15 protein-coding genes are annotated in these 20814 nt (G+C 44.8%); 8 read left to right on the forward strand and 7 right to left on the reverse strand.

Annotated features, from left to right (window positions below; all coding sequences use genetic code 11):
* Position 1: 1 nt before the first annotated feature.
* The gene (lolE, locus tag AC55NX_RS09015) at positions 2 to 1249 is read left to right on the forward strand and encodes a lipoprotein-releasing ABC transporter permease subunit LolE (RefSeq protein ID WP_496995415.1); all 1248 of its coding nucleotides are present in this window, start codon (positions 2 to 4) and stop codon (positions 1247 to 1249) included.
* A gap of 248 nt (positions 1250 to 1497) precedes the next feature.
* On the opposite strand, the gene AC55NX_RS09020 is transcribed toward lolE, so the two are convergent.
* Complete coding sequence (locus tag AC55NX_RS09020) at positions 1498 to 2007, reverse strand: DUF2062 domain-containing protein (protein ID WP_496995416.1); 510 nt, start codon at positions 2005 to 2007, stop codon at positions 1498 to 1500.
* A gap of 92 nt (positions 2008 to 2099) precedes the next feature.
* On the opposite strand from AC55NX_RS09020, the gene AC55NX_RS09025 reads away from it, so the two are divergent.
* The 5 genes from AC55NX_RS09025 to kdsB are packed head-to-tail and all read left to right on the forward strand — an operon-like array spanning position 2100 to position 7981.
* A complete protein-coding gene (locus tag AC55NX_RS09025; protein WP_496995460.1) occupies positions 2100 to 4283 on the forward strand; it encodes a DNA internalization-related competence protein ComEC/Rec2 in 2184 nt (727 codons plus the stop codon).
* 17 nt (positions 4284 to 4300) lie between these two features.
* Entirely contained in the window at positions 4301 to 6049 is a 1749-nt protein-coding gene (gene msbA, locus AC55NX_RS09030) for a lipid A ABC transporter ATP-binding protein/permease MsbA (protein WP_496995417.1), read from the forward strand.
* Between the two features lie 3 nt (positions 6050 to 6052).
* Entirely contained in the window at positions 6053 to 7060 is a 1008-nt protein-coding gene (gene lpxK / locus AC55NX_RS09035) for a tetraacyldisaccharide 4'-kinase (RefSeq protein WP_496995418.1), read from the forward strand.
* A complete protein-coding gene (locus AC55NX_RS09040) occupies positions 7041 to 7220 on the forward strand; it encodes a Trm112 family protein (protein ID WP_496995419.1) in 180 nt (59 codons plus the stop codon). The genes lpxK and AC55NX_RS09040 overlap by 20 nt, the downstream gene beginning before the upstream one ends.
* Positions 7220 to 7981 (forward strand): 3-deoxy-manno-octulosonate cytidylyltransferase, encoded by a 762-nt coding sequence (kdsB, locus tag AC55NX_RS09045; protein ID WP_496995420.1) that lies wholly within the window; start codon positions 7220 to 7222, stop codon positions 7979 to 7981. Before AC55NX_RS09040 ends, kdsB begins: the two co-directional genes overlap by 1 nt.
* 77 nt (positions 7982 to 8058) lie before the next feature.
* Here the strand turns inward: kdsB and AC55NX_RS09050 are convergent, their stop codons facing one another.
* The 5 genes from AC55NX_RS09050 to pflA all read right to left on the reverse strand — a co-directional run bounded on the left by AC55NX_RS09050 (position 8059) and on the right by pflA (position 14771).
* A complete protein-coding gene (locus AC55NX_RS09050; RefSeq protein WP_496995421.1) occupies positions 8059 to 9612 on the reverse strand; it encodes a SpoVR family protein in 1554 nt (517 codons plus the stop codon).
* Positions 9613 to 9625: 13 nt separating this feature from the next.
* The gene (locus tag AC55NX_RS09055; RefSeq protein WP_496995422.1) at positions 9626 to 10897 is read right to left on the reverse strand and encodes a YeaH/YhbH family protein; all 1272 of its coding nucleotides are present in this window, start codon (positions 10895 to 10897) and stop codon (positions 9626 to 9628) included.
* 218 nt (positions 10898 to 11115) lie between these two features.
* A complete protein-coding gene (locus AC55NX_RS09060; protein ID WP_496995423.1) occupies positions 11116 to 13050 on the reverse strand; it encodes a PrkA family serine protein kinase in 1935 nt (644 codons plus the stop codon).
* A gap of 319 nt (positions 13051 to 13369) precedes the next feature.
* Positions 13370 to 13870, reverse strand: a complete 501-nt coding sequence (locus AC55NX_RS09065; protein WP_496995424.1) for a YfbU family protein — start codon at positions 13868 to 13870, stop codon at positions 13370 to 13372.
* A 160-nt stretch (positions 13871 to 14030) separates the two neighbouring features.
* The gene (pflA, locus tag AC55NX_RS09070; protein WP_496995425.1) at positions 14031 to 14771 is read right to left on the reverse strand and encodes a pyruvate formate lyase 1-activating protein; all 741 of its coding nucleotides are present in this window, start codon (positions 14769 to 14771) and stop codon (positions 14031 to 14033) included.
* 347 nt (positions 14772 to 15118) lie between these two features.
* On the opposite strand from pflA, the gene AC55NX_RS09075 reads away from it, so the two are divergent.
* Positions 15119 to 16999 carry a methyl-accepting chemotaxis protein gene (locus tag AC55NX_RS09075; RefSeq protein ID WP_496995426.1) on the forward strand — a complete coding sequence of 627 codons (1881 nt, stop codon included), beginning with the start codon at positions 15119 to 15121 and terminating at the stop codon, positions 16997 to 16999.
* A gap of 99 nt (positions 17000 to 17098) precedes the next feature.
* Here AC55NX_RS09075 and pflB read toward each other — a convergent pair whose 3' ends face one another.
* The gene (pflB, locus tag AC55NX_RS09080) at positions 17099 to 19375 is read right to left on the reverse strand and encodes a formate C-acetyltransferase (protein WP_496995427.1); all 2277 of its coding nucleotides are present in this window, start codon (positions 19373 to 19375) and stop codon (positions 17099 to 17101) included.
* A 610-nt stretch (positions 19376 to 19985) separates the two neighbouring features.
* On the opposite strand from pflB, the gene AC55NX_RS09085 reads away from it, so the two are divergent.
* A complete protein-coding gene (locus AC55NX_RS09085) occupies positions 19986 to 20759 on the forward strand; it encodes an ABC transporter substrate-binding protein (protein ID WP_496995428.1) in 774 nt (257 codons plus the stop codon).
* Positions 20760 to 20814: the final 55 nt, after the last annotated feature.

Raw genomic sequence — 20814 nt, forward strand, 5'->3', positions numbered from 1 at the left:
AGTGATTTCATCATTATCTCTGATGATTGGTCGTCGTTTCAGCCGTTCCAAAAAAAGAAACAAATTGGTTTCCTTCATTTCAATGTCTTCCACTCTGGGGATTGCTTTCGGGGTCGCTGTGATTGTGATTGGCTTATCAGCGATGAACGGGTTTGAAAGAGAGCTGGATAACCGAGTGCTATCGGTTATCCCTCATGGTGAATTTGAAGGTGTTGACGGGCCGATCCAAGCATGGCCGGCGATGATGAAGAAAATTACCTCTTTTCCTCAGATTGTTGCAGCTGCACCTTATGTCAGGTTTACCGCTTTGGCAGAGAAAGGTCAGCAACTGAAAGCGATTGAAGTTCGTGGTATGGATCCAGAGATGGAGCGTCATGTGTCCGAGCTGTCCCGGTATATCTCCGGACAGACATTTACCAAGGCTTCTTCCGGTAAACATCAAGTCATCCTCGGGCAGGGGGTTGCACAACGCTTGGGGGTTGATGTCGGTGATGCTTTGACTTTGATGGTACCGAACATGTCAGGTGGGGGCAAATCACTGAAAGCGCCGCAGCGGATACGGGTTACACTGGTTGGGGTATTGGCGCTGCATGGGCAGATTGATCACAATCTGGCGTTAATTCCGCTGGAAGATGCTCAACAATATACCGGTATCGGATCGGCGGTTACCGGGGTGTCAGTCAAAGTACATGATGTTTTCCGCGCAGAGCAAATTGTTCGTCAGGTCGGTAATCAGCTCAATCAATATGTTTATCTGCGGAGCTGGCAGCGGCAATACGGCTATCTTTATCGGGATATTCAGCTGGTTCGTACGATTTTGTATCTGGTGATGGTTCTCGTGATTGGAGTGGCAAGTTTTAATATTGTTTCAACCTTAATGATGGCGGTGAAAGATCGCGCCGCAGAAATTGCGATTTTGCGAACGATGGGCGCTTCAGACCGTTTGATCCGGCAGATATTCATGTGGCAAGGGATTTTTTCCGGTGTATTGGGGAGTCTGTGTGGCAGCATCATTGGGGTGTTGATTGCAATGAATCTGACAGGATTGATTAAACAACTCGAGTCGTTAATCGGGCACCACTTTTTATCCGGTGATATTTATTTTGTGGATTTTCTGCCATCTCAAGTAGAAGTCCAGGACGTGGTGTTGGTGTCCGGGACGGCAATCTTATTGAGTTTGGCTGCGACATTCTATCCCGCATTGAAGGCGAGCCGCCTCAATCCCGCAACCGTTCTTTCTTCCCGATAGATTGCTTTCGATAGATTCTTTTCAATAAGTAAAAAGCGACTTCGTGCCGTGAATGCTGAAGTCGCTTTCGTTATTTTTTCTGACGCTCATGGCGTTGCCATTCCTGCAATATATAAAAGTGTCTGAAATGTATAAGAAAGTGTGAAGTGAACCGAGGATGACCATTCTCTGATGTCAACGATTTCACACCTTTATCATGGATGCCTCGTAATGACGGACACTTTTCAAGACACTCTCTTTTTCTCAGGCTACTTTAATTGTCGCTTTTGCCAGCTTCTGACGACAGAGTAACGCCACAAACCATGAATCCCAAAGTAACCGAGCAGGGCGCAGATGACGCCACAAATCAAACACCCGACAACCAGTGAAGGTGCAATGGTTGACATCTGCTGAGTGATATAACTCCAAGACAGTTCAAAATGAAAATGTTGTGGCGGTTCATGGAGAACCCAAGCGCCGAGCTTATAAGCAAAATAGAAGAGTACCGGCATCGTAATTGGGTTACTCACCCAAACCAAAGCGACAGAGAGTGGCAGATTGACACCACAGGCGATAGCTAGTCCAGCGGACATAATCATCTGACTGGGAAGCGGGACAAATGCCATAAATAAGCCAACGGCAAAAGCACCGGCAGCTGAACGACGGTTCAGACACCATAAATTAGGGTTATATAACACGTTACCGAAAATTTTCAGGGCTTTTTGCCGTTTGATCAGTTCCCTGTCCGGTAAGAATCGCTTAATTAATTTTTTAGGCATATAAAACGATGGCTCTTATAAAAAACAACTGGTTGCTCAGTTCTTATTGTTTAACATTATTATCATCACCTTACTGGCCGAATATGCCGAGTATGATTTATTGCTGGTGGGGTGTCTTGCTGTTGTTTTTTGCTCTCCGGATGAATCAATTGTGGTACACAATCGGTATATTCACTGCGTTGATATTGGTGCTATGTCACGGAAATATATTTAAACGGCAATCTGACATTTTATTTCAGTTTAAGCACGATATTACCATAAACGTTAAAGTTGACAGCTTTTTTACATCAAATAGTTTTGGCTATAGTGCGCAAGCGCAAGTGTTATCGATAAATAACACACCTATTAAGTGGTGGATGCACCCAAAAGTCAAGCTATATACGGCTGCTCAATACTATCCTGGTGATATATTGAAAATGTCAGTCAATATCAAACCGATTACGGGTTTACTCAATGAAGCGGGGTTTGATAGTGAACGCTATTTTTTCAGTCAAGGTATCGTTGCAAAAGTGTTCGCCCGTTCTGATGTCGAGGTGAAAAAGTCAGGAGACTCTTGGCGTTATCGGTTATTTCAACGAGTGGCTCAGCAGCTCCAAAACGATACGTTGAAAGGTATTATCCTTGCGCTTTCTTTTGCAAACCGCAATGATTTAACCGCGCAACAGTGGCGAGTCCTGAAAGAGAGTGGTTTAGCGCATTTGATTGCCATCTCAGGATTGCACATTGGGATTGCGTATTCATTTGGCTTCTTTCTTGGCATACCTATCTCTCGTTTAGGTCGACGCTGGTTATGGGCACCGGTTATCTTCGGGGGAGGCTCGGCTTTGACTTACGCATGGTTAGCCGGTTTTTCTCTGCCCACCCAACGGGCCATGCTGATGTTACTCATCCATATTGTATTTAGATTGAGCCAACTTCGAATCAGTCTCAGAGAACGATTCTTACTGACGTTAAGCGGCATATTAACCGTTCATCCGTTTGCCGGGGTTTCAGCCAGTTTCTGGATGTCGTTTGCTGCGGTTTTCTTTGTACTTTATCTGGTGAATCAGGAAAGAGACATTCTACGCCGCGATCGCATCGGAAAACTGATACGACAGATGAAAGGGCATCTTGTATTAATGGTCTGTATGTTGCCTGTCAGTGCTTACTTTTTTGGCGGGGTGAGTCTGGTTGCCCCCTTGTATAACTTGATCTTTATTCCTTGGTTCAGTGTGCTGGTGGTACCTTTGCTCTTTATCGGGTTGTGGGTGACGGTGTGTGGTGGTTCGGCGATACTGATATGGCAGATGATTCATGTTTTACTTGAACCGGTCATGTGGGCAGCCGGTTTTGCTGAACCGGCTTGGCTGTTTACGCCTTCTCACCTTACTTATCTGTTGATAATTGCGACAGTCGTTGTGTTACTTTGGCCCATTTTATCCCCCCGTAGTATCGGCTTTTTTCTGGTCATGATGTGTGGGCTCTTAGTTGGGCGTGAGACAACAACTGACTGGCAGATCGACGTGCTGGATGTTGGTCATGGTCTATCGATCTTAATTGGGAGAAATGGGCATTATGTTCTCTATGATACAGGGAAAAGCTGGCCGGGTGGGAGTATTGCTCAGTCTGTAGTGACACCTGTCTTAAGGCAGCGAGGTGTTCGGCATCTGGATGGTTTGATGCTCAGCCACTTGGATAATGATCATGCCGGTGGTCGTTTTGATGTTGAAAAAATCTGGCATCCCCAATGGAAACGGGCCAGTGAGTTCTTGCCGGGATATCAGCCTTGCACTCAAGGTCACTCATGGCAGTGGCAAGCACTGAGTTTTGATGTTTTATGGCCACCGCAACGCGTTGTGAAAGCAGATAATGATGCTTCATGTACGATTCGTATTTCTGATGATACCGGACATTCTGTGCTGTTGACCGGTGATATTGAAAAGGGCAGTGAATGGCAGATGTTACAGCAGAACCTGCCGCTTAGCAGTGACGTGGTGATTGTGCCTCATCATGGCAGCTATACATCTTCTTCCTCTTTATGGGTGAAACGGGTCGGTGCTGAGTTAGCCATTGCCTCTTTGGCCGGGATGAATATGTGGCATTTGCCCAATGTCGGTGTCGTCAAACGCTATCAGCAAAATGGTACTCACTGGCTGGATACGGCCACGTCCGGTCAGGTTCGGATCACCATTTCGAACAAAAAATATGAGGTCAGTACGATACGCAGTCACGCCTTCTCGCCATGGTATAGGCAGACGCTGCGTAAACAGGTAGAATGGCGCGGTTATTCTCGATGAAAAGTACCATGGTATCTATGTCAAATATAAATGATGAAACGACTTGGCAAACTTTTAAGCGTCTTTGGGTTTATATCCGCTTATACAAGTCAGGTCTGTTTGTTGCCGTTATTGCTCTGATTATTAATGCTGCGTCGGATACCTACATGGTTTCCCTGCTCAAGCCTCTGTTGGATGAAGGGTTTGGTTCTGCTGAATCCAATTTTCTGAAAATACTACCGTTTATTATTTTAGCCATGATGCTGATCCGTGGGCTCAGTGGATTTGTATCATCTTATTGCCTGAGTTGGGTTTCCGGGAACGTCGTGATGATGATGCGACGTAAAATATTTAACCATTTCATGCATATGCCGGTGAGTTTCTTTGATCAGGAATCAACCGGTGGATTACTGTCAAGAATTACCTATGACACGGAACAGGTTGCCGGTGCGACGAGTCGGGCATTGGTCAGTATTGTCCGTGAAGGCGCCAGTATTGTGGGCTTATTGGCATTGATGTTCTGGAATAGCTGGGAATTATCTCTGGTCCTGATCGTTGTCGCGCCCGTTGTTGCTATGGCTATCCGCGTTGTGTCAAAACGGTTTCGGAAAATATCAAGAAATATGCAGGATGCAATGGGACAGGTAACCTCGTCTGCTGAGCAGATGCTGAAAGGGCACAAAGTGGTCCTCAGTTACGGAGGCCATGATGTTGAATGCAAGCGCTTCGATGATGTGAGTAACCGGATGCGCCAACAGACGATGAAGCTGGTCGCCGCTCAGGCTATCGCGAATCCAGTAATACAGATGATCGCTTCTGTGGCATTGGTGACGGTGTTATTTTTAGCCAGTGTGGACTCGATTCGTTCCGAACTGACTCCCGGTACATTTACTGTGATTTTTTCTGCCATGTTCGGTTTGATGCGCCCATTAAAAGCGCTAACTAATGTGACGTCAGATTTTCAACGTGGGATGGCTGCCAGTCAGACATTATTCTCATTGATGGATCTGGAGACCGAAAAAGATACCGGCAATTACGAAGTTGATGCCGTGACTGGATTGGTTCAAGTCAATGACGTGACGTTTACTTATCAGGGGAAAGAAAAGGCGACCCTTTCACACATTTCTTTTGCCATCAAACCGGGTCATACCGTTGCTTTGGTCGGCCGTTCCGGTTCGGGGAAAAGTACCATTGCCAGTTTATTTACCCGTTTTTATGATGTCGATGATGGCGTGATCCAGTTAGACGGGCAGGATATCCGGGATTATAAATTAACCAACCTCAGGAAACACTTTGCGCTGGTCTCGCAAAATGTGCATCTGTTTAACGATACGATCGCAAATAACATTGCCTATGCTGCTGAGGGTATTTATACCCGGGAACAGATTGAACACGCTGCCCGGCAGGCACACGCGATGGAATTCATTGATAATATGCCCGCAGGGTTGGACACGTTGATTGGTGAGAATGGTGCCAGCCTGTCTGGCGGTCAACGCCAGCGAATTGCGATTGCCCGGGCACTCCTGAGGGACGCCCCGGTTCTGATTTTAGATGAAGCGACATCCGCACTGGATACCGAATCAGAACGGGCGATTCAGGAAGCTTTAGCTGAGCTACAGAAGAATAAGACGGTTCTGGTGATTGCACACCGGTTATCGACGATTGAAGAAGCCGATGAAATTTTGGTCATCGATGAAGGTGAAATTATCGAAAGAGGTCATCATGTCGCGCTGCTTGAAAAAAACGGTGCTTATGCACAGCTGCATCGTACCCAGTTTGGTAGCTAAATTGTGATTGAGGACATCTGGTTTAAAAATCATTTTGCCGGTCGGCTATTCGCCCCGATCTTATGGCCGCTGAGTCTGCTGTACCGCTGGATCAGTGAAGCGCGCAGGAAAGCTTATCAGCAAGGACGTAAGCCAACCTATCGGGCACCGGTTCCGGTGATTGTCGTCGGTAATATTACCGCTGGCGGGAATGGCAAAACGCCCGTCGTTGTCTGGCTGGTGGAAGCATTACAGCAGATGGGAATGACACCGGGGGTGATTTCCCGGGGATATGGGGGCAAAGCGCCACGATATCCGTTACTGCTGACTCAAGAGACACCCGTTCATCATTGTGGCGATGAACCAAAACTGATTTATCAGCGAACCGGTGCGCCGGTTGCTGTGGCACCAAACCGCGCAGATGCGGTACAAGCATTATTGACGCAAGGTGTAAATGTGGTGGTTGCCGATGATGGTTTACAACACTATGCGTTGGCGCGGGACATTGAAATTGTGGTTGTTGATGGACAACGACGTTTTGGCAATCAGCGGTTTATTCCTTACGGCCCGTTGCGGGAATCGCTACATCGGCTGACGTCGGTTGACTTTGTGATTAACAATGGCGGAACACCCGAAGCGAATGAGATGCCGATGACGCTGACACCTCAGCAAGCCGTTCACCTTTGTTCCGGTATCTGCCGCGATGTTAAGCAATTAGGGAAATTAACTGCCATTGCCGGGATCGGTAACCCCTCGCGTTTTTTTCAGACCTTATTGCAGTTAGGCGCGTCTCTGGTTACGACCCGGGGATTTGCCGATCATTATCAATATAGTGCTCATGATATTGAGGGGATTGCCGCAGCAGCCGAACATGTCATCATGACGGAAAAAGATGCAGTGAAATGTCTTCCCTTTGCGCAAGATAACTGGTGGTATTTACCCGTATCTGCGACATTCCGCCCGGTGGATGCGCAAAAAATATTACGATCAATTGAAGAGGTTATTAAACACTATGGATCATCGTCTGCTTGAAATTGTTGCCTGTCCGGTATGTAAGGGAAAACTGACCTATGATAAAGAGCAACAAGAGTTGATTTGTAAATTTGATCGGCTTGCCTATCCAATCAGAGAGGGTATTCCAGTGTTGCTGGAGCCTGAAGCCCGAACCATGTCAATGGAAGAGGGGCACTGATGACGACTGCCTATACTGTGGTGATTCCTGCGCGTTATCAGTCTTCCCGGTTACCGGGAAAGCCACTGGCCGATATCGGCGGGAAGAGCATGATTCAGCGTGTCTATGAACAGGCGATTCAGTCCGGTGCTGAACGCGTGGTGGTCGCGACGGATGATGAAAGAATTGAACAAACGGTTAAATCCTTCGGCGGACAAGTCTGTATGACGGGAGCGGAACACCAATCCGGTACGGAGCGACTGGCGGAAGTGGTGCGAAAACTGTCGATCCCGGATGATCACATTGTGGTCAACGTTCAGGGCGATGAGCCGTTGATTCCACCCGCGATTATTACTCAGGTGGCTGAAAATCTGGCCAGTCACAATGTTCCGATGGCAACACTTGCTGTTGAAATTACTGACCGGGAGGAAGCGTTCAATCCCAATGTCGTCAAGGTTGTGACGGATCATCAGGGATATGCACTCTATTTTAGTCGGGCAACGATTCCTTGGGATCGTGACCGATATGGTCAACAGCAGCCTGACATTCATACACCATTATTGCGGCATATCGGTCTCTATGCTTATCGTGCCGGATTTATTCAGACTTACATTCGGTGGGAGCCGAGTCAACTAGAGAAAATTGAAAGTCTGGAACAGCTGCGCGTCCTTTGGTACGGCGAGAAGATTCACGTTGATGTTGCGGTGGAAACGCCGCCGATTGGTGTGGATACCGAGGCAGATTTGGCTCACCTTCGAGCGATTATCGCCCAAGGTCACTAAGAGAAACGGATGGGGAGCCCATCCGTTTTTATGTGGTGACTGTTGTATTGGGTCACGCTTGGGTTGATTTGATTTTGTTAGGGAGTTGTCGGGAGCTGCGTTGTCTCTTTGGTTGGGCAAACGGCTAACCGTTCTCTTCTGCCCGTATCTTTGACTTCCTCCAGAATGACCTCAAATCCCCATAAACGATGCAAATGTTTTAAAACTTCCTCATAGCTTTGGTCGAGTGGAATACGATCCTGAGGGACATATTGGAGCGTGAGAGAACGATCACCGCGGACGTCAACATTATAAACCTGAATGTTGGGTTCAATATTGCTCAGGTTGTATTGTGCTGCGAGCTTTTCCCTGACTTTCTGATAGCCCAGTTCATCATGGATCGCATTGACTTCAATAAAGTTTTTGCGGTCATCATCGGTGATGGCAAAGAGTTTAAAATCTCGAATGAGTTTAGGTGAGAGGTACTGACTGATAAAACTCTCATCTTTGAAGTTCTTCATCGCAAAATGAACCGCATCCAACCAATCGGTTCCGGCTAAATTCGGGAACCACTCTTTATCTTCCTCCGTCGGCTCCTGACAGATCCGCTGAATGTCTTTGAACATTGCAAAGCCTAATGCATATGGGTTGATACCACTGTAGTAGGGGCTATTGTATGATGGTTGAGCCACCACACTGGTATGGCTGTGCAGAAATTCGAGAATGAACTTTTCAGAAACCAGTCCTTCATCATAGAGGTGATTTAAGATGGTATAGTGCCAGAACGTTGCCCATCCTTCATTCATCACCTGAGTCTGCTTTTGAGGATAGAAGTATTGGCTGATTTTTCTGACAATTCGTACAATCTCGCGTTGCCATGGCTCAAGTAACGGTGCATGTTTTTCAATGAAATAGAGGATGTTTTCCTGCGGTTCACTCGGAAAGCGAATGCGCTCATCCTCTGATTTTGGTTCGGCTTTCGGCAGTGTTTTCCAGAGTTCATTCACTTGAGATTGTAAATACATCTCACGTTGCTCTTGGCGAATTTTTTCCTCAGTAATCGATATTTTTTCCGGTCTTTTATACCGATCCACACCGAAATTCATCAGGGCATGACAAGAATCTAAAATATCCTCGACGTCAGTGACCCCATACTTTTCTTCACATTCGCTGATGTAATTTTTGGCGAATAGTAAGTAGTCGATGATGGAACTGGCATCTGTCCAGGCCTGAAACAGATAGTTCCCTTTAAAGAAAGAATTATGTCCATAGCAGGCATGAGCCATCACCAGTGCCTGCATGGTAACGGTGTTTTCTTCCATCAGGTAAGCAATACAGGGATCAGAATTGATAACAATCTCATAGGCTAATCCCATCTGACCATGTTTATAGCCTTGTTCTGTCTGGATGAACTTCTTACCGAAGGACCAATGGTTATAATTGATGGGCATACCAATACTTGAGTAGGCATCCATCATTTGTTCAGATGTGATGACTTCTATCTGGTTGGGATAGGTATCCAGACGATAATGCTCTGCGACCCGTTTGATCTCGGTGTGATAGCGGTCGAGCAAATCAAACGTCCAGTCCGGTCCGTCCGGGAGCCGTTTACTTTGGTGCTTGTCAGGTGCCGACTTTATTTTGGTTACCATTCAAAAGTCCCTCCTAAGCTGTTGTTTCTTTTTGAAACAATTCCCTAAATACGGGGAAAATATCATCCACGGACTGAATATTTTTCATCGCAAAGTTATCAAAACTTGTCTGTAATTTTTCATATTCATGCCAGAGTGTCTGATGAGAGCGGTGTGTAATTTCAATATATGCGTAGTATTGACAGCACGGTAGTAGGTTTTCAGTCAGGATTGAACGACAGCGGGGGGAGTCGTCGGCCCAGTTATCGCCATCAGATGCTTGCGCTGCGTAGATATTCCATTGATTAAGCGGATAACGTTCTTCCACGATTTCATGCATCAGTTTGAGAGCACTGGATACAATGGTTCCGCCGGTTTCTTGTGAGTAGAAGAATTCATGTTCATCCACTTCTTTCGCTTGTGTGTGGTGACGGATGAATACGACTTCAACATTCTTATAGGTTCGGGTTAAAAATAGATAGAGCAAGACATAAAAACGTTTGGCAATGTCTTTCGTTGCCTGATCCATTGAACCTGAAACATCCATCAGACAAAACATCACGGCTTGACTGGAAGGGATCGGACGTTTCTCGTAGTTTTTATAACGCAAATCGAACGTATCAATAAATGGTACCTGATCGATCTTTTTACGAATATCCAGTATTTCCTGCTGGAGACGCTTCTCTTCCAGTGGTTGTGCCGGTTCCAGATTCTGGATTTCTGCCAGTGTTTCTTCGAGTTCATGGAGCAGACGACGTTTGCCGGAGGTCATCGCGGTTCTTCTTGCCAACGATTGTTGGAGTGAACGCACAATAGAAATATTGGCAGGCACACCAGCAGTCTGGTAGCCGGAACGATGTGTTTTCCATTCGACGATTCGATTGACTTGCTGTTTCTTCAGATTCGGCAAGGCCAAGTCGTCAAATAGGATATCCAGATATTCATCTTTGGATATCTGGAACACAAAATCATCATTGCCTTCACCATCAGCACTGGCATCTCCCTGACCGGAACCACTGCCGCCACCTTGTTGTGGGCGGTCAATTTTATCGCCCGTGATAAATTGGTCATTACCGGGATGCACACGTTCTTTCAGGCCACCTTTCCCATGATGAAAACTTGGCTCTTTAATGTCTTTACTAGGGATTGATATATCTTCCCCAGATTCAGTATTGGTAATTGAGCGACGATTCACCGCATCCGCAATAGACTCTTTGATTTGCTGCTTGTGGCGGCGGAGAAAACGTTGGCGATTCACCGCACTCTTATTTTTACCATTTAATCTTCTGTCAATAAATTGCGCCATGAATATCCCCTTTACTTAACATCACCGAACAACAACCCAGTAGGGTATATGAGTTGCTGCGTGGTTCCCTCGGAATGGAGGCAGAAGCGGTTGAACAGCGTTTCTCTCAACTCTCCATCTTCGAGTCAGCCCCTTTAAAGTTACTGTATCACAACACTTTAAATTGGCGTCTTTTGAAGTCTGCCTCCGACCACACCGAGCGTATGGTGCAAGATGATTTATGACGATTTACGAACACGTAAATACCATTCGGATAACAACCTGACTTGTTTCTCGGTATAACCTTTTTCCATCATCCGTGCGACGAAATCATCATGTTTTCTCTGTTCTTCAGAGGATGTTTTCGTATTGAAAGAAATAACCGGTAAGAGTTCCTCTGTATTGGAGAACATTTTCTTCTCAATCACAGTCCGCAGTTTTTCATAACTGGTCCATGCAGGATTCTTACCATTGTTATTTGCTCTGGCACGTAAAACAAAGTTAACGATTTCATTGCGGAAATCTTTTGGATTACTGATACCGGCTGTTTTCTCGATTTTTTCCAGCTCACTATTGAGCGCAGAACGATCAAACAGTTGGCCGGTTTCCGGGTCACGGTATTCCTGATCCTGAATCCAAAAGTCAGCATAAGTGACGTAACGGTCAAAAATGTTTTGCCCATATTCGGAGTAAGACTCCAGATAAGCAGTCTGGATTTCTTTGCCGATGAACTCAACGTACCGTGGCACCAGATAACCTTTGAGATACTCGAGATACCGTTCGGCGGTATCTTGAGGGAACTGCTCTCGTTCTATCTGCTGTTCGATGACATAAAACAGATGCACAGGGTTCGCGGCAACTTCAGTCTGATCAAAGTTGAATACCCGGGAGAGTATCTTGAAGGCAAAACGTGTCGATAGTCCGTTCATCCCTTCATCAACTCCGGCATAGTCTCGATACTCCTGATAGCTCTTCGCTTTGGGATCGGTATCTTTGAGCGTTTCACCATCGTATACCCGCATTTTGGAGAAAATAGACGAGTTTTCCGGTACTTTCAGACGAGACAGGACACTAAATTGCGCTAGTGTTTCTAAGGTGCTGGGGGAGCAAGGCGCGAGAGAAAGTTCACTGTGATCCAATAGTTTTTGATAGATCTTGACTTCTTCAGATACGCGCAGGCAGTAAGGCACTTTGACGATATAAACCCGATCAAGGAATGCTTCGTTGTTTTTATTGTTACGGAATGCCTGCCATTCGGACTCATTTGAGTGGGCAAGAATCATTCCTTCAAATGGCAAGGCGGATAAACCTTCCGTGCCGTTATAATTGCCTTCCTGAGTTGCAGTCAGAAGGGGATGCAGCACTTTGATGGGTGCTTTAAACATCTCGACAAATTCCATCAAGCCCTGATTGGAACGACAAAGCGCACCGGAATAACTGTATGCATCAGGGTCATCCTGAGAGAAATGTTCCAGTTTGCGAATATCAACTTTACCGACTAATGAAGAGATGTCTTGGTTGTTTTCATCTCCCGGCTCTGTTTTTGCGATCGCAATTTGATCCAGTATCGATGGCCGTAATTTGACGACTTTGAATTTAGTGATATCTCCCCCAAACTCATGCAGGCGTTTGGCAGCCCATGGGGACATGATGGTCCGGAGATAGCGTTGATCAATACCGTATTCCGTTTTGAGTAGCTCTCCGTCTTCACTGATATCGAACAGGCAGAATGGATGATCGTTCACCGGACTCCGTTGCCCGTTTGCACTGAGTACGTAGATGGGCATCAGTTGCATTAATGATTTTAGTTTTTCTGCAAGTGATGATTTACCGCCCCCTACAGGACCGAGTAAATAGAGGATTTGTTTCCGTTCTTCAAGTCCTTGAGCAGCATGTTTCAGATAAGAGACGATCTGCTCAATGGATTCTTCCATCCCGTAAAAGTCTTTAAAGGTATCATAACGAGAGATCACCCGGTTCGAGAAAATACGGCTCAAACGGGGATCTTTTGATGTATCGATGACTTTAGGTTCACCAATGGCTAATAGTAGACGCTCGGCAGCGTTAGCATAGGCACTTTTATCTTCTTTACATAACTGTAAGAAGTCCTGTAGTGATAACTCTTCTTCCTTCGCTGCTTCATAACGCGCTTGAAAATGGTCGAATATACTCATAGCTCATTCCCTCTAAAATGTCTTGACGACATGTCAACGCTTCAACACAAATCGCACACTCTTTAAGACTAGTCGCTAATTAGCAATTCTGCTTAAAAAATATGTGTTTAATCAAAAAATCAGGTCTGTGTCATACTGGGTGTTTAAATGATTTGTTAAATGAATGTATCATCAATTTAACAAAATTTCACGAAAGGTGGAGGACATCGAATTGTCTCGATAGAAAGGTAAATAGTTTCCGTTTGAATGATGGATTCGATTGTTCGAGTTTTCGGGCGACACCTTGGCTTTGGCTATCGCCCGGAGCTGTGTGAGAGGGTTATGCGTTAAAAATCTGTCGGAACTCAGAGACAGAGAGGTGATATTGACGGGGGCACGACTGCCATTTTGCTGCCATACGACGGTATTTATCTAACATCGGCACCTGACTGTTGAACTGATGTTCACCCTGTTCAAAGTGGGTATATAACCCCTCGGAATTGACTAAAAAGCGAACATAGTGGACCAATTGCGTTTCTGTCGATAAATCAAAGCCTAAAAATTGTAGACGTCTTGCATCAATCTGGTCTTGATCTACATCGGTCAACAGCTTATAGGACTCTTGCATCGCATGGTACATTTCCATGATATTGATGATTTCGCTGCATTCACTCTCTGCCAAACAGCCAAATTCTTTATTCAGCTCCCGCATGTGCAATTCATAACCACGTTCAATAATTGTTCTGAAACGCTTATATTTTTCAGCATTTGCCGGGTCAAGCTGTGACATCAATAAATATTGATTGGATAGGATAAGGCGTTGAGCATTGGTCATTTCCATAGCAAATTCCTACTCGAATGATAAAAGATTGTTATCAGTAGAGTAACGTGAATTGTGTGCCTGAAACATGATCTCAGTACGGGTTTTTATCTGATTTTGCATCATTTGATTACCGAGATGTTTCATCCTTTGAGTATCTCGGTAAGCTTGGTTTTTGGCGTTAATATTTCACATTGGAATGATATTGGCTCAAGATCGAAACAATATTATCCATGGTCTCCTTCGACGGAGGCTGAACACCATCCAGAGGATAGTCCAGACCCATGGCTTCCCATTTATGGGCCCCGAGTTTGTGATAGGGGAGAAGCTCTATTTTCTCAATATTATCCATATCTTGAATAAACTGCCCTAACTGATGAGCAGCATCTTCATCATCAGTATATCCGGGGACAATCACATAGCGGATCCATGTAGTCTGACCGATTTTATGCAGGTAGCGGGCGAAGTCTAACGTTCGGTGGTTGGATACACCGATGAGTTTTTGGTGAATCTCATCCTGCATGTGTTTGATATCCAGCATGACCAAATCTGTAACATCAAGTAGTTCATCAATAACGGGGGTGTGTTTGCGGACATAGCCATTGGTATCAAGGCAGGTATGCATTCCTTCTGCTTTGGCTGCACGGAAAAAATCTCTGACAAATTCAGGTTGCAGAACGGCTTCCCCACCAGAACAAGTCACTCCACCACCTGATGCATTCATAAAATGGCGATAAGATTTTGCTTCTTGAATGATATCTTCGACAGAAATCAGCTTTCCTGCATGAACATCCCAAGTATCTCTGTTATGGCAATACATGCAGCGCATCAAGCACCCTTGCATGAAAACAATGAAACGAATGCCCGGACCATCAACGGTGCCACATGTCTCAAAAGAATGGATACGACCTAGAGTTGACATGATGATTTCTCTTTGGAGGATTTACCTGTCATTTTATTACATTTCCATACAATGATATAGACCTAGTCACCAGACGATACGCAATTCGAGAGTTTTTGAAGCCCTTATTTTTAAATCGGTAAAGCTCAAAAATAGTGTCATTTTTAATGCTTTTAATTCTGATTCGCATACCAGAAAAATTGCGTTGGCGTCTTTGCTGGTAGCCCGAACCATTAGTTTGTTATTTTGGCATAAAATTGTAGTAATTTTGTAATTCATGTAATAAATTTGTTGATAGCAAAAGGGTTGATATTGGTTCAGAAAATTTGCTTTTTAAAATTCTGACTTGAGTGAAGGATATTGTGGTCATGGATGTACTGAAATTATCGCAAAAGCGGAAGATTGCTATTTTCATTGTTGTTTTATGTTTTGGTTTTTTAGCGATGGGGGGATTCATTGCACGTAAGTTATCGATGATGACATCCCAGTATGATCTGAGTGGGGAGATTTCTCAGGGGACAACCAAGTTATTTGCTTCTCAGACAAAATTATTATCTCTGGCCGCAGAAAGAAATGCGCTCCAGATCAAAGACGTTTCTCGCGTGACTGAACTGCTGGCAGAATTAAGTCAAGATATCGATAAGGATGTCACCTTTCTGAAGGATGCTGGTTTTGAGAATGAAGGCAAGATGCTCTTTGAAGCCATGAATCAATTTGAAAACGCAATGCATCCTTGGTTGAACACTAAATCTGAATTGGGGTTTAACATCAGTGAGGGGAAACAGGGCGTATTGACGCAACTCGCGGAGAAAATCGATGCAAAAATTGAAGAAACCGGAATGGTGACGATTCGTTCTGATTTTCGGGCGATGATTAAATCTCAGCAAAATTATTTATTGGCACCCAATGAAAAAAACCTCAAATTATTCAATCGTGCGATGGCGACTTTTATCAACACATCTAAGCTTTATGCAGCGTTGTCAAGCTATCAAACGGAAGTTGATCAGTTTAAACAGACCTTTGCACGGGTCGGTGAATTATCTCAGCAAGTAAAAAACTATGAGCTGGAACTATCAGCATCAGAAAAAACTGTTCAACAACTGATTCAAAATGCTTCAGAGCGATTAAAAGCGGTCAGTCGCGATTATCAACGGACCGCTCATCGGGAGGCAACGCAAACACTATGGTCGGTGATGGCCGCTTGTGCCGCGCTTGCCGCACTTACTATTGCTATTTTTATCACTCTGAGATTATCTCTGACCCGTTCTCTGACACAGACAAAAATATTTCTGGATGCGTTGTCTCAAGGTGATCTGTCAAAACGTTTACCGCTCACAACCAATCCAGAGGATGAGTTTAATCAACTTGCTATCGCTTTGAACGACAGTTGTGAGCATTTAGGATTGTTGGTAAATCAAGTGCAGAAAAACAGCCAGGCGCTTTCTGGTGATGCTGCGGAGCTTAATGATGGCTTAGACCAACTCATGTCGGCCCAGACCCAGATTGTTCGTCAAACTGATCTGCTTGCCTCTGCGACGGAGCAAGTCAGTGTCACGACTCAGGAAGTGAGTAACTCGCTTGAATTTGTGGCGGATGTGAGCCAAGCATCAACCGCTGCGGCACAAGCCGGGGGCGAAATTATTGAGTCAGCGATTCAATCCATTCAGGATGTTGGCAATATTTTGAATTCAGCAGCCGGTCATATTCAGCAGCTTGAGTCAGCTTCAGAGAAAGTCGATGCCGTAATGGACATTATCAATGGGATTGCTGAGCAGACTAATTTACTGGCTTTAAACGCTGCGATTGAAGCTGCCCGCGCGGGTGAACAGGGACGGGGTTTTGCTGTGGTTGCCGATGAAGTCCGTAACCTCGCTGTCAAAACGGTCGATGCCGTGTCAGAAATAACCGAGACCATTGAGACTATGAAACGTGAGAGTGCAGAAGTGATTCAGTATATCGCTCAGTCTGAAAGCTCTATGAATCGTGGTCAAGAGCAAGGCCAAGAAGCAATACAGGCACTTTCTCATATCACCGAAAAAGCCAATGAAGCTGCAAATCAGACAGCAACGATTTTTGAATCCATCAAAGAATTAGCGGTGACCAGCCACTCAATGGCGGATAGCATGGTGCAGATTTCATCTTCGATGAAAAACTTAGAAGAGAACAATCAAAGACTCAGAAAAACCAGCAAAGTTGTTGATCAGCGTTCAACACTTCTTTCTGAGGATTGCCAGCGTTTTGCGGTATAGGCCCGGTCTATGAATCGAGTCCTACCTGATAACGAGAAATAGAAATGATGATAATAAAAAAGCTCCCAGAAGGGAGCTTTTTTTATCAGGACTTAATGATTAAAGCGTTTCAGTAAATGTACGCGCAATCACGTCAGCTTGCTGTTCTGCTGTCAGAGAGTTAAAGCGGACAGCGTAACCTGATACACGGATTGTCAGCTGTGGATACTTCTCTGGGTGTTTCACAGCATCTTCCAATGTTTCACGGTTTAAGACGTTGACGTTCAAGTGTTGACCACCTTCAATACCAGTTTCGTGGTGGAAGTAACCATCCATGAGACCAGCAAGGTTAGAGCGTTGTGCATCATTATCTTTACCAAGTGCATTCGGTACGATTGAGAAGGTATAAGAGATGCCATCTTTTGCGTGAGCAAATGGTAGTTTACCGACTGAAGTCAGTGATGCGACCGCGCCTTTTTCATCACGACCATGCATTGGGTTTGCACCCGGTGCAAATGGCGCGCCAGCTCGACGTCCGTCAGGTGTGTTACCGGTTTTCTTACCATAAACAACGTTCGATGTAATGGTCAGAATTGACTGTGTAGGAACAGCATCGCGGTAAGTTTTCAATGAACGGATTTTGTTCATGAAGACTTCAACCAATTGACATGCAATGTCATCAACACGAGGGTCATTGTTACCAAATTTAGGATAGTCGCCTTCGATCTTGAAGTCGGTCGCGATGCCGTCTTCATCACGGATTGGTGTAACTTTCGCATATTTGATTGCTGACAGAGAATCGGCAGCAACAGACAGACCAGCGATACCACAAGCCATTGTGCGTTTTACATTAAGGTCATGCAGCGCCATCAGAGAGGCTTCGTAGCTGTATTTGTCATGCATGAAGTGAATCGCATTCAAAGCGGTGACATACTGTTTTGCCAACCAATCCATGAAGTGATCCATTTTTTCCCACAATTCATCATAGTCCAGAACTTCAGATGTGATTTTTTCCAGTTTCGGACCAACTTGAATTTTCAGTTTTTCATCAATACCACCGTTAATGGTATAGAGCATGGTTTTTGCCAGGTTGGCACGAGCACCGAAGAACTGCATTTGTTTACCAACAACCATTGGTGATACACAACATGCAATTGCATAGTCATCAGACTCAAAGTCAGGGCGCATCAAATCATCGTTTTCATATTGAATTGATGATGTGTCGATGGAGACTTTCGCACAGAAACGTTTGAAGCCTTCAGGTAGCTGTTCAGACCAAAGTACAGTGATGTTTGGCTCTGGAGATGGCCCCATTGTGTACAGGCTATTCAGGAAGCGGAAGTTAGTCCGACTGACCAGTGTCCGTCCGTCAAGTCCCATACCACCGATAGATTCTGTTGCCCAGATTGGGTCGCCAGAGAACAACTCATCATATTCAGGCGTACGCAAGAAGCGAACCATACGCAGTTTCATGACGAAGTGGTCAATCATTTCTTGAGCGCCTTCCTCAGTCAATTTACCTGCGGCAATATCACGCTCCAGGAAGATATCGAGGAACGTTGATGTACGGCCCAAAGACATCGCGGCACCGTTTTGAGATTTTACAGCTGCCAGATAACCGAAGTAAGTCCATTGAATTGCTTCTTGAGCTGTCTCAGCAGGACGTGAAATATCACAGCCATATTTAGCTGCCATTTCTTTGATTTGGCCAAGGGCACGGTGTTGTTCAGCAATTTCTTCACGCAACTGCATTGTCATATGCAGATCTTCACCCGTTTCAAATTTCTCTTGTAGAGAAGTGAACTGAGCGAATTTATCTTTCATCAGGAAGTCAATACCGTACAGTGCAATACGACGGTAGTCACCAATAATACGACCACGACCATAAGCATCTGGTAAACCAGTTAAGACACCTGATTTACGGCATTTCATAATTGCAGGCGTATAGATATCGAATACACCTTGGTTGTGTGTTTTACGGTACTCTGTAAAGATTTTTTTCACTTGAGGGTCGAGTTCACGTCCATAAGCCTGGCATGAACTTTCGACCATACGAATTCCGCCGTTTGGAATAATGGCACGTTTTAAAGGTGCTTCAGTTTGTAAACCAACGATTGTTTCTAGATCTTTATTGATGTATCCCGCATCGTGTGCAGTGATGGTAGAGATAACGGAAGTGTCAAAATCAACAGGAGCGTGAGTTGAGTTTTCCTTTTTGATACCTTCCATGACGGCTGACCATAGAGACTTGGTCGCTTCGGTACCTTCAGAAACAAGGAAAGATTCGTCACCTTCATAAGGTGTGTAGTTCTTTTGAATAAAATCACGAACGTTAACTTCGTTTTGCCAATCCCCTGCGACAAAACCTTCCCAAGCTTTAGCAAATTGCTCTGCCATGATATACCTACCTTTAATATAGTAGAGAAAAACACGTACTGATTTAGCCGTTGAGCCAACTTATCTTTTTTGTTGAAAAAGACATCAGTACACTCTTCGAATAACAATATGATTGAACACCTGATGGTATACATCAGTTTGGTTAATGATATTGCGACTCTTACCACGAACCTCATCGTATTGACTGTAGCTTAGGATAAAAAAAACACATAAACCTTAAACTAAATCAATAAAACTTCAAAAATAGGAATAAAATCTGGAGTTATATTGACTTGTATAACCGCTCACCGTTTCAGAATAGATAGAGCTCAATCAGTCTTCTCAGTATAGGTGTCTTCTGGCGAAAGGCGCGTCCTTACTGGTTCTTGGCCATAAAACGATACTATTTTTGCCATAGTTACTTTCCTTAGACCTGTCCTAAATGGTTTCTATCCCATCTATTTCATTTCATCGACAGCAGTGGTGATGAAGTGCTTAGTGATGAGCTACATCCGGATGATTCTTTGCTCATATAAGGAAAAGGGTGATTTATTGCGCGTTGTGATATCGGGTGCTAGGTTTTATATCAATAACAATGAATATGATTGTTCTTTCATCAAAGGAGCATGGTATGAAAATCGGTTGGGTGATCGCGGTAGGGCTTGCAGTGGCTTCAGGATATCTTCAGGCCAAAGAATGGAACACAGTTCGTTTTGGTATAGAAGGGGCCTATCCACCTTTTAGCTGGACGGAAGCTGACGGTTCTTTACAAGGGTTTGATGTCGATATGGCGAACGCATTATGCCAAGAAATGAAAGTGAAATGTAAGATTGTGCCACAAGACTGGGACGGCATTATCCCTGCACTATTAGCGCGAAAATATGATGCGATTATTGCTGCAATGTCGATTACCAAAGAACGAAAAAGAAAAGTCGATTTTACCCAGAAGTACGCGTTGATTCCGAATAAATTCATTGCTCGGAAAGGTAAAAATATCGAATTTACCAATGCAGGGCTGCAAGGTGTAAAAATTGGGGTGCAGCGGGCAACAACCCATGATCGCTATTTGTCGGATAACTATGGAGATAGTGTTGAGATTGTCCGGTATGGCTCTTTTGATGAGGCTTATCTTGATTTAGCCAATGGGCGAATTGATGCCGTATTAGGTGATGCCTCCGCTTTGGAAGAAGGCGTGTTGAAAAAAGAAGGTGGGGAGCAGTACCAGTTTATCGGACCGACCTTGACTGATCCGCAGTGGTTCGGTGAGGGATTCGGGATCGCAACGCGCAAACAGGATAAAGATTTGAATGAGAAACTGAATCAGGCGATTCAAGCGCTGCGTGACAATGGCATTTATCAGCAGATTCAAGATAAATACTTCAACTATGATGTTTATGGGAATTAGTCATATCAATCGCTCGTCTCCATAATAATTGATGATCAAAGATCCGGCAGATGAT

This window comes from Vibrio rubrogenes, from assembly GCF_059641415.1.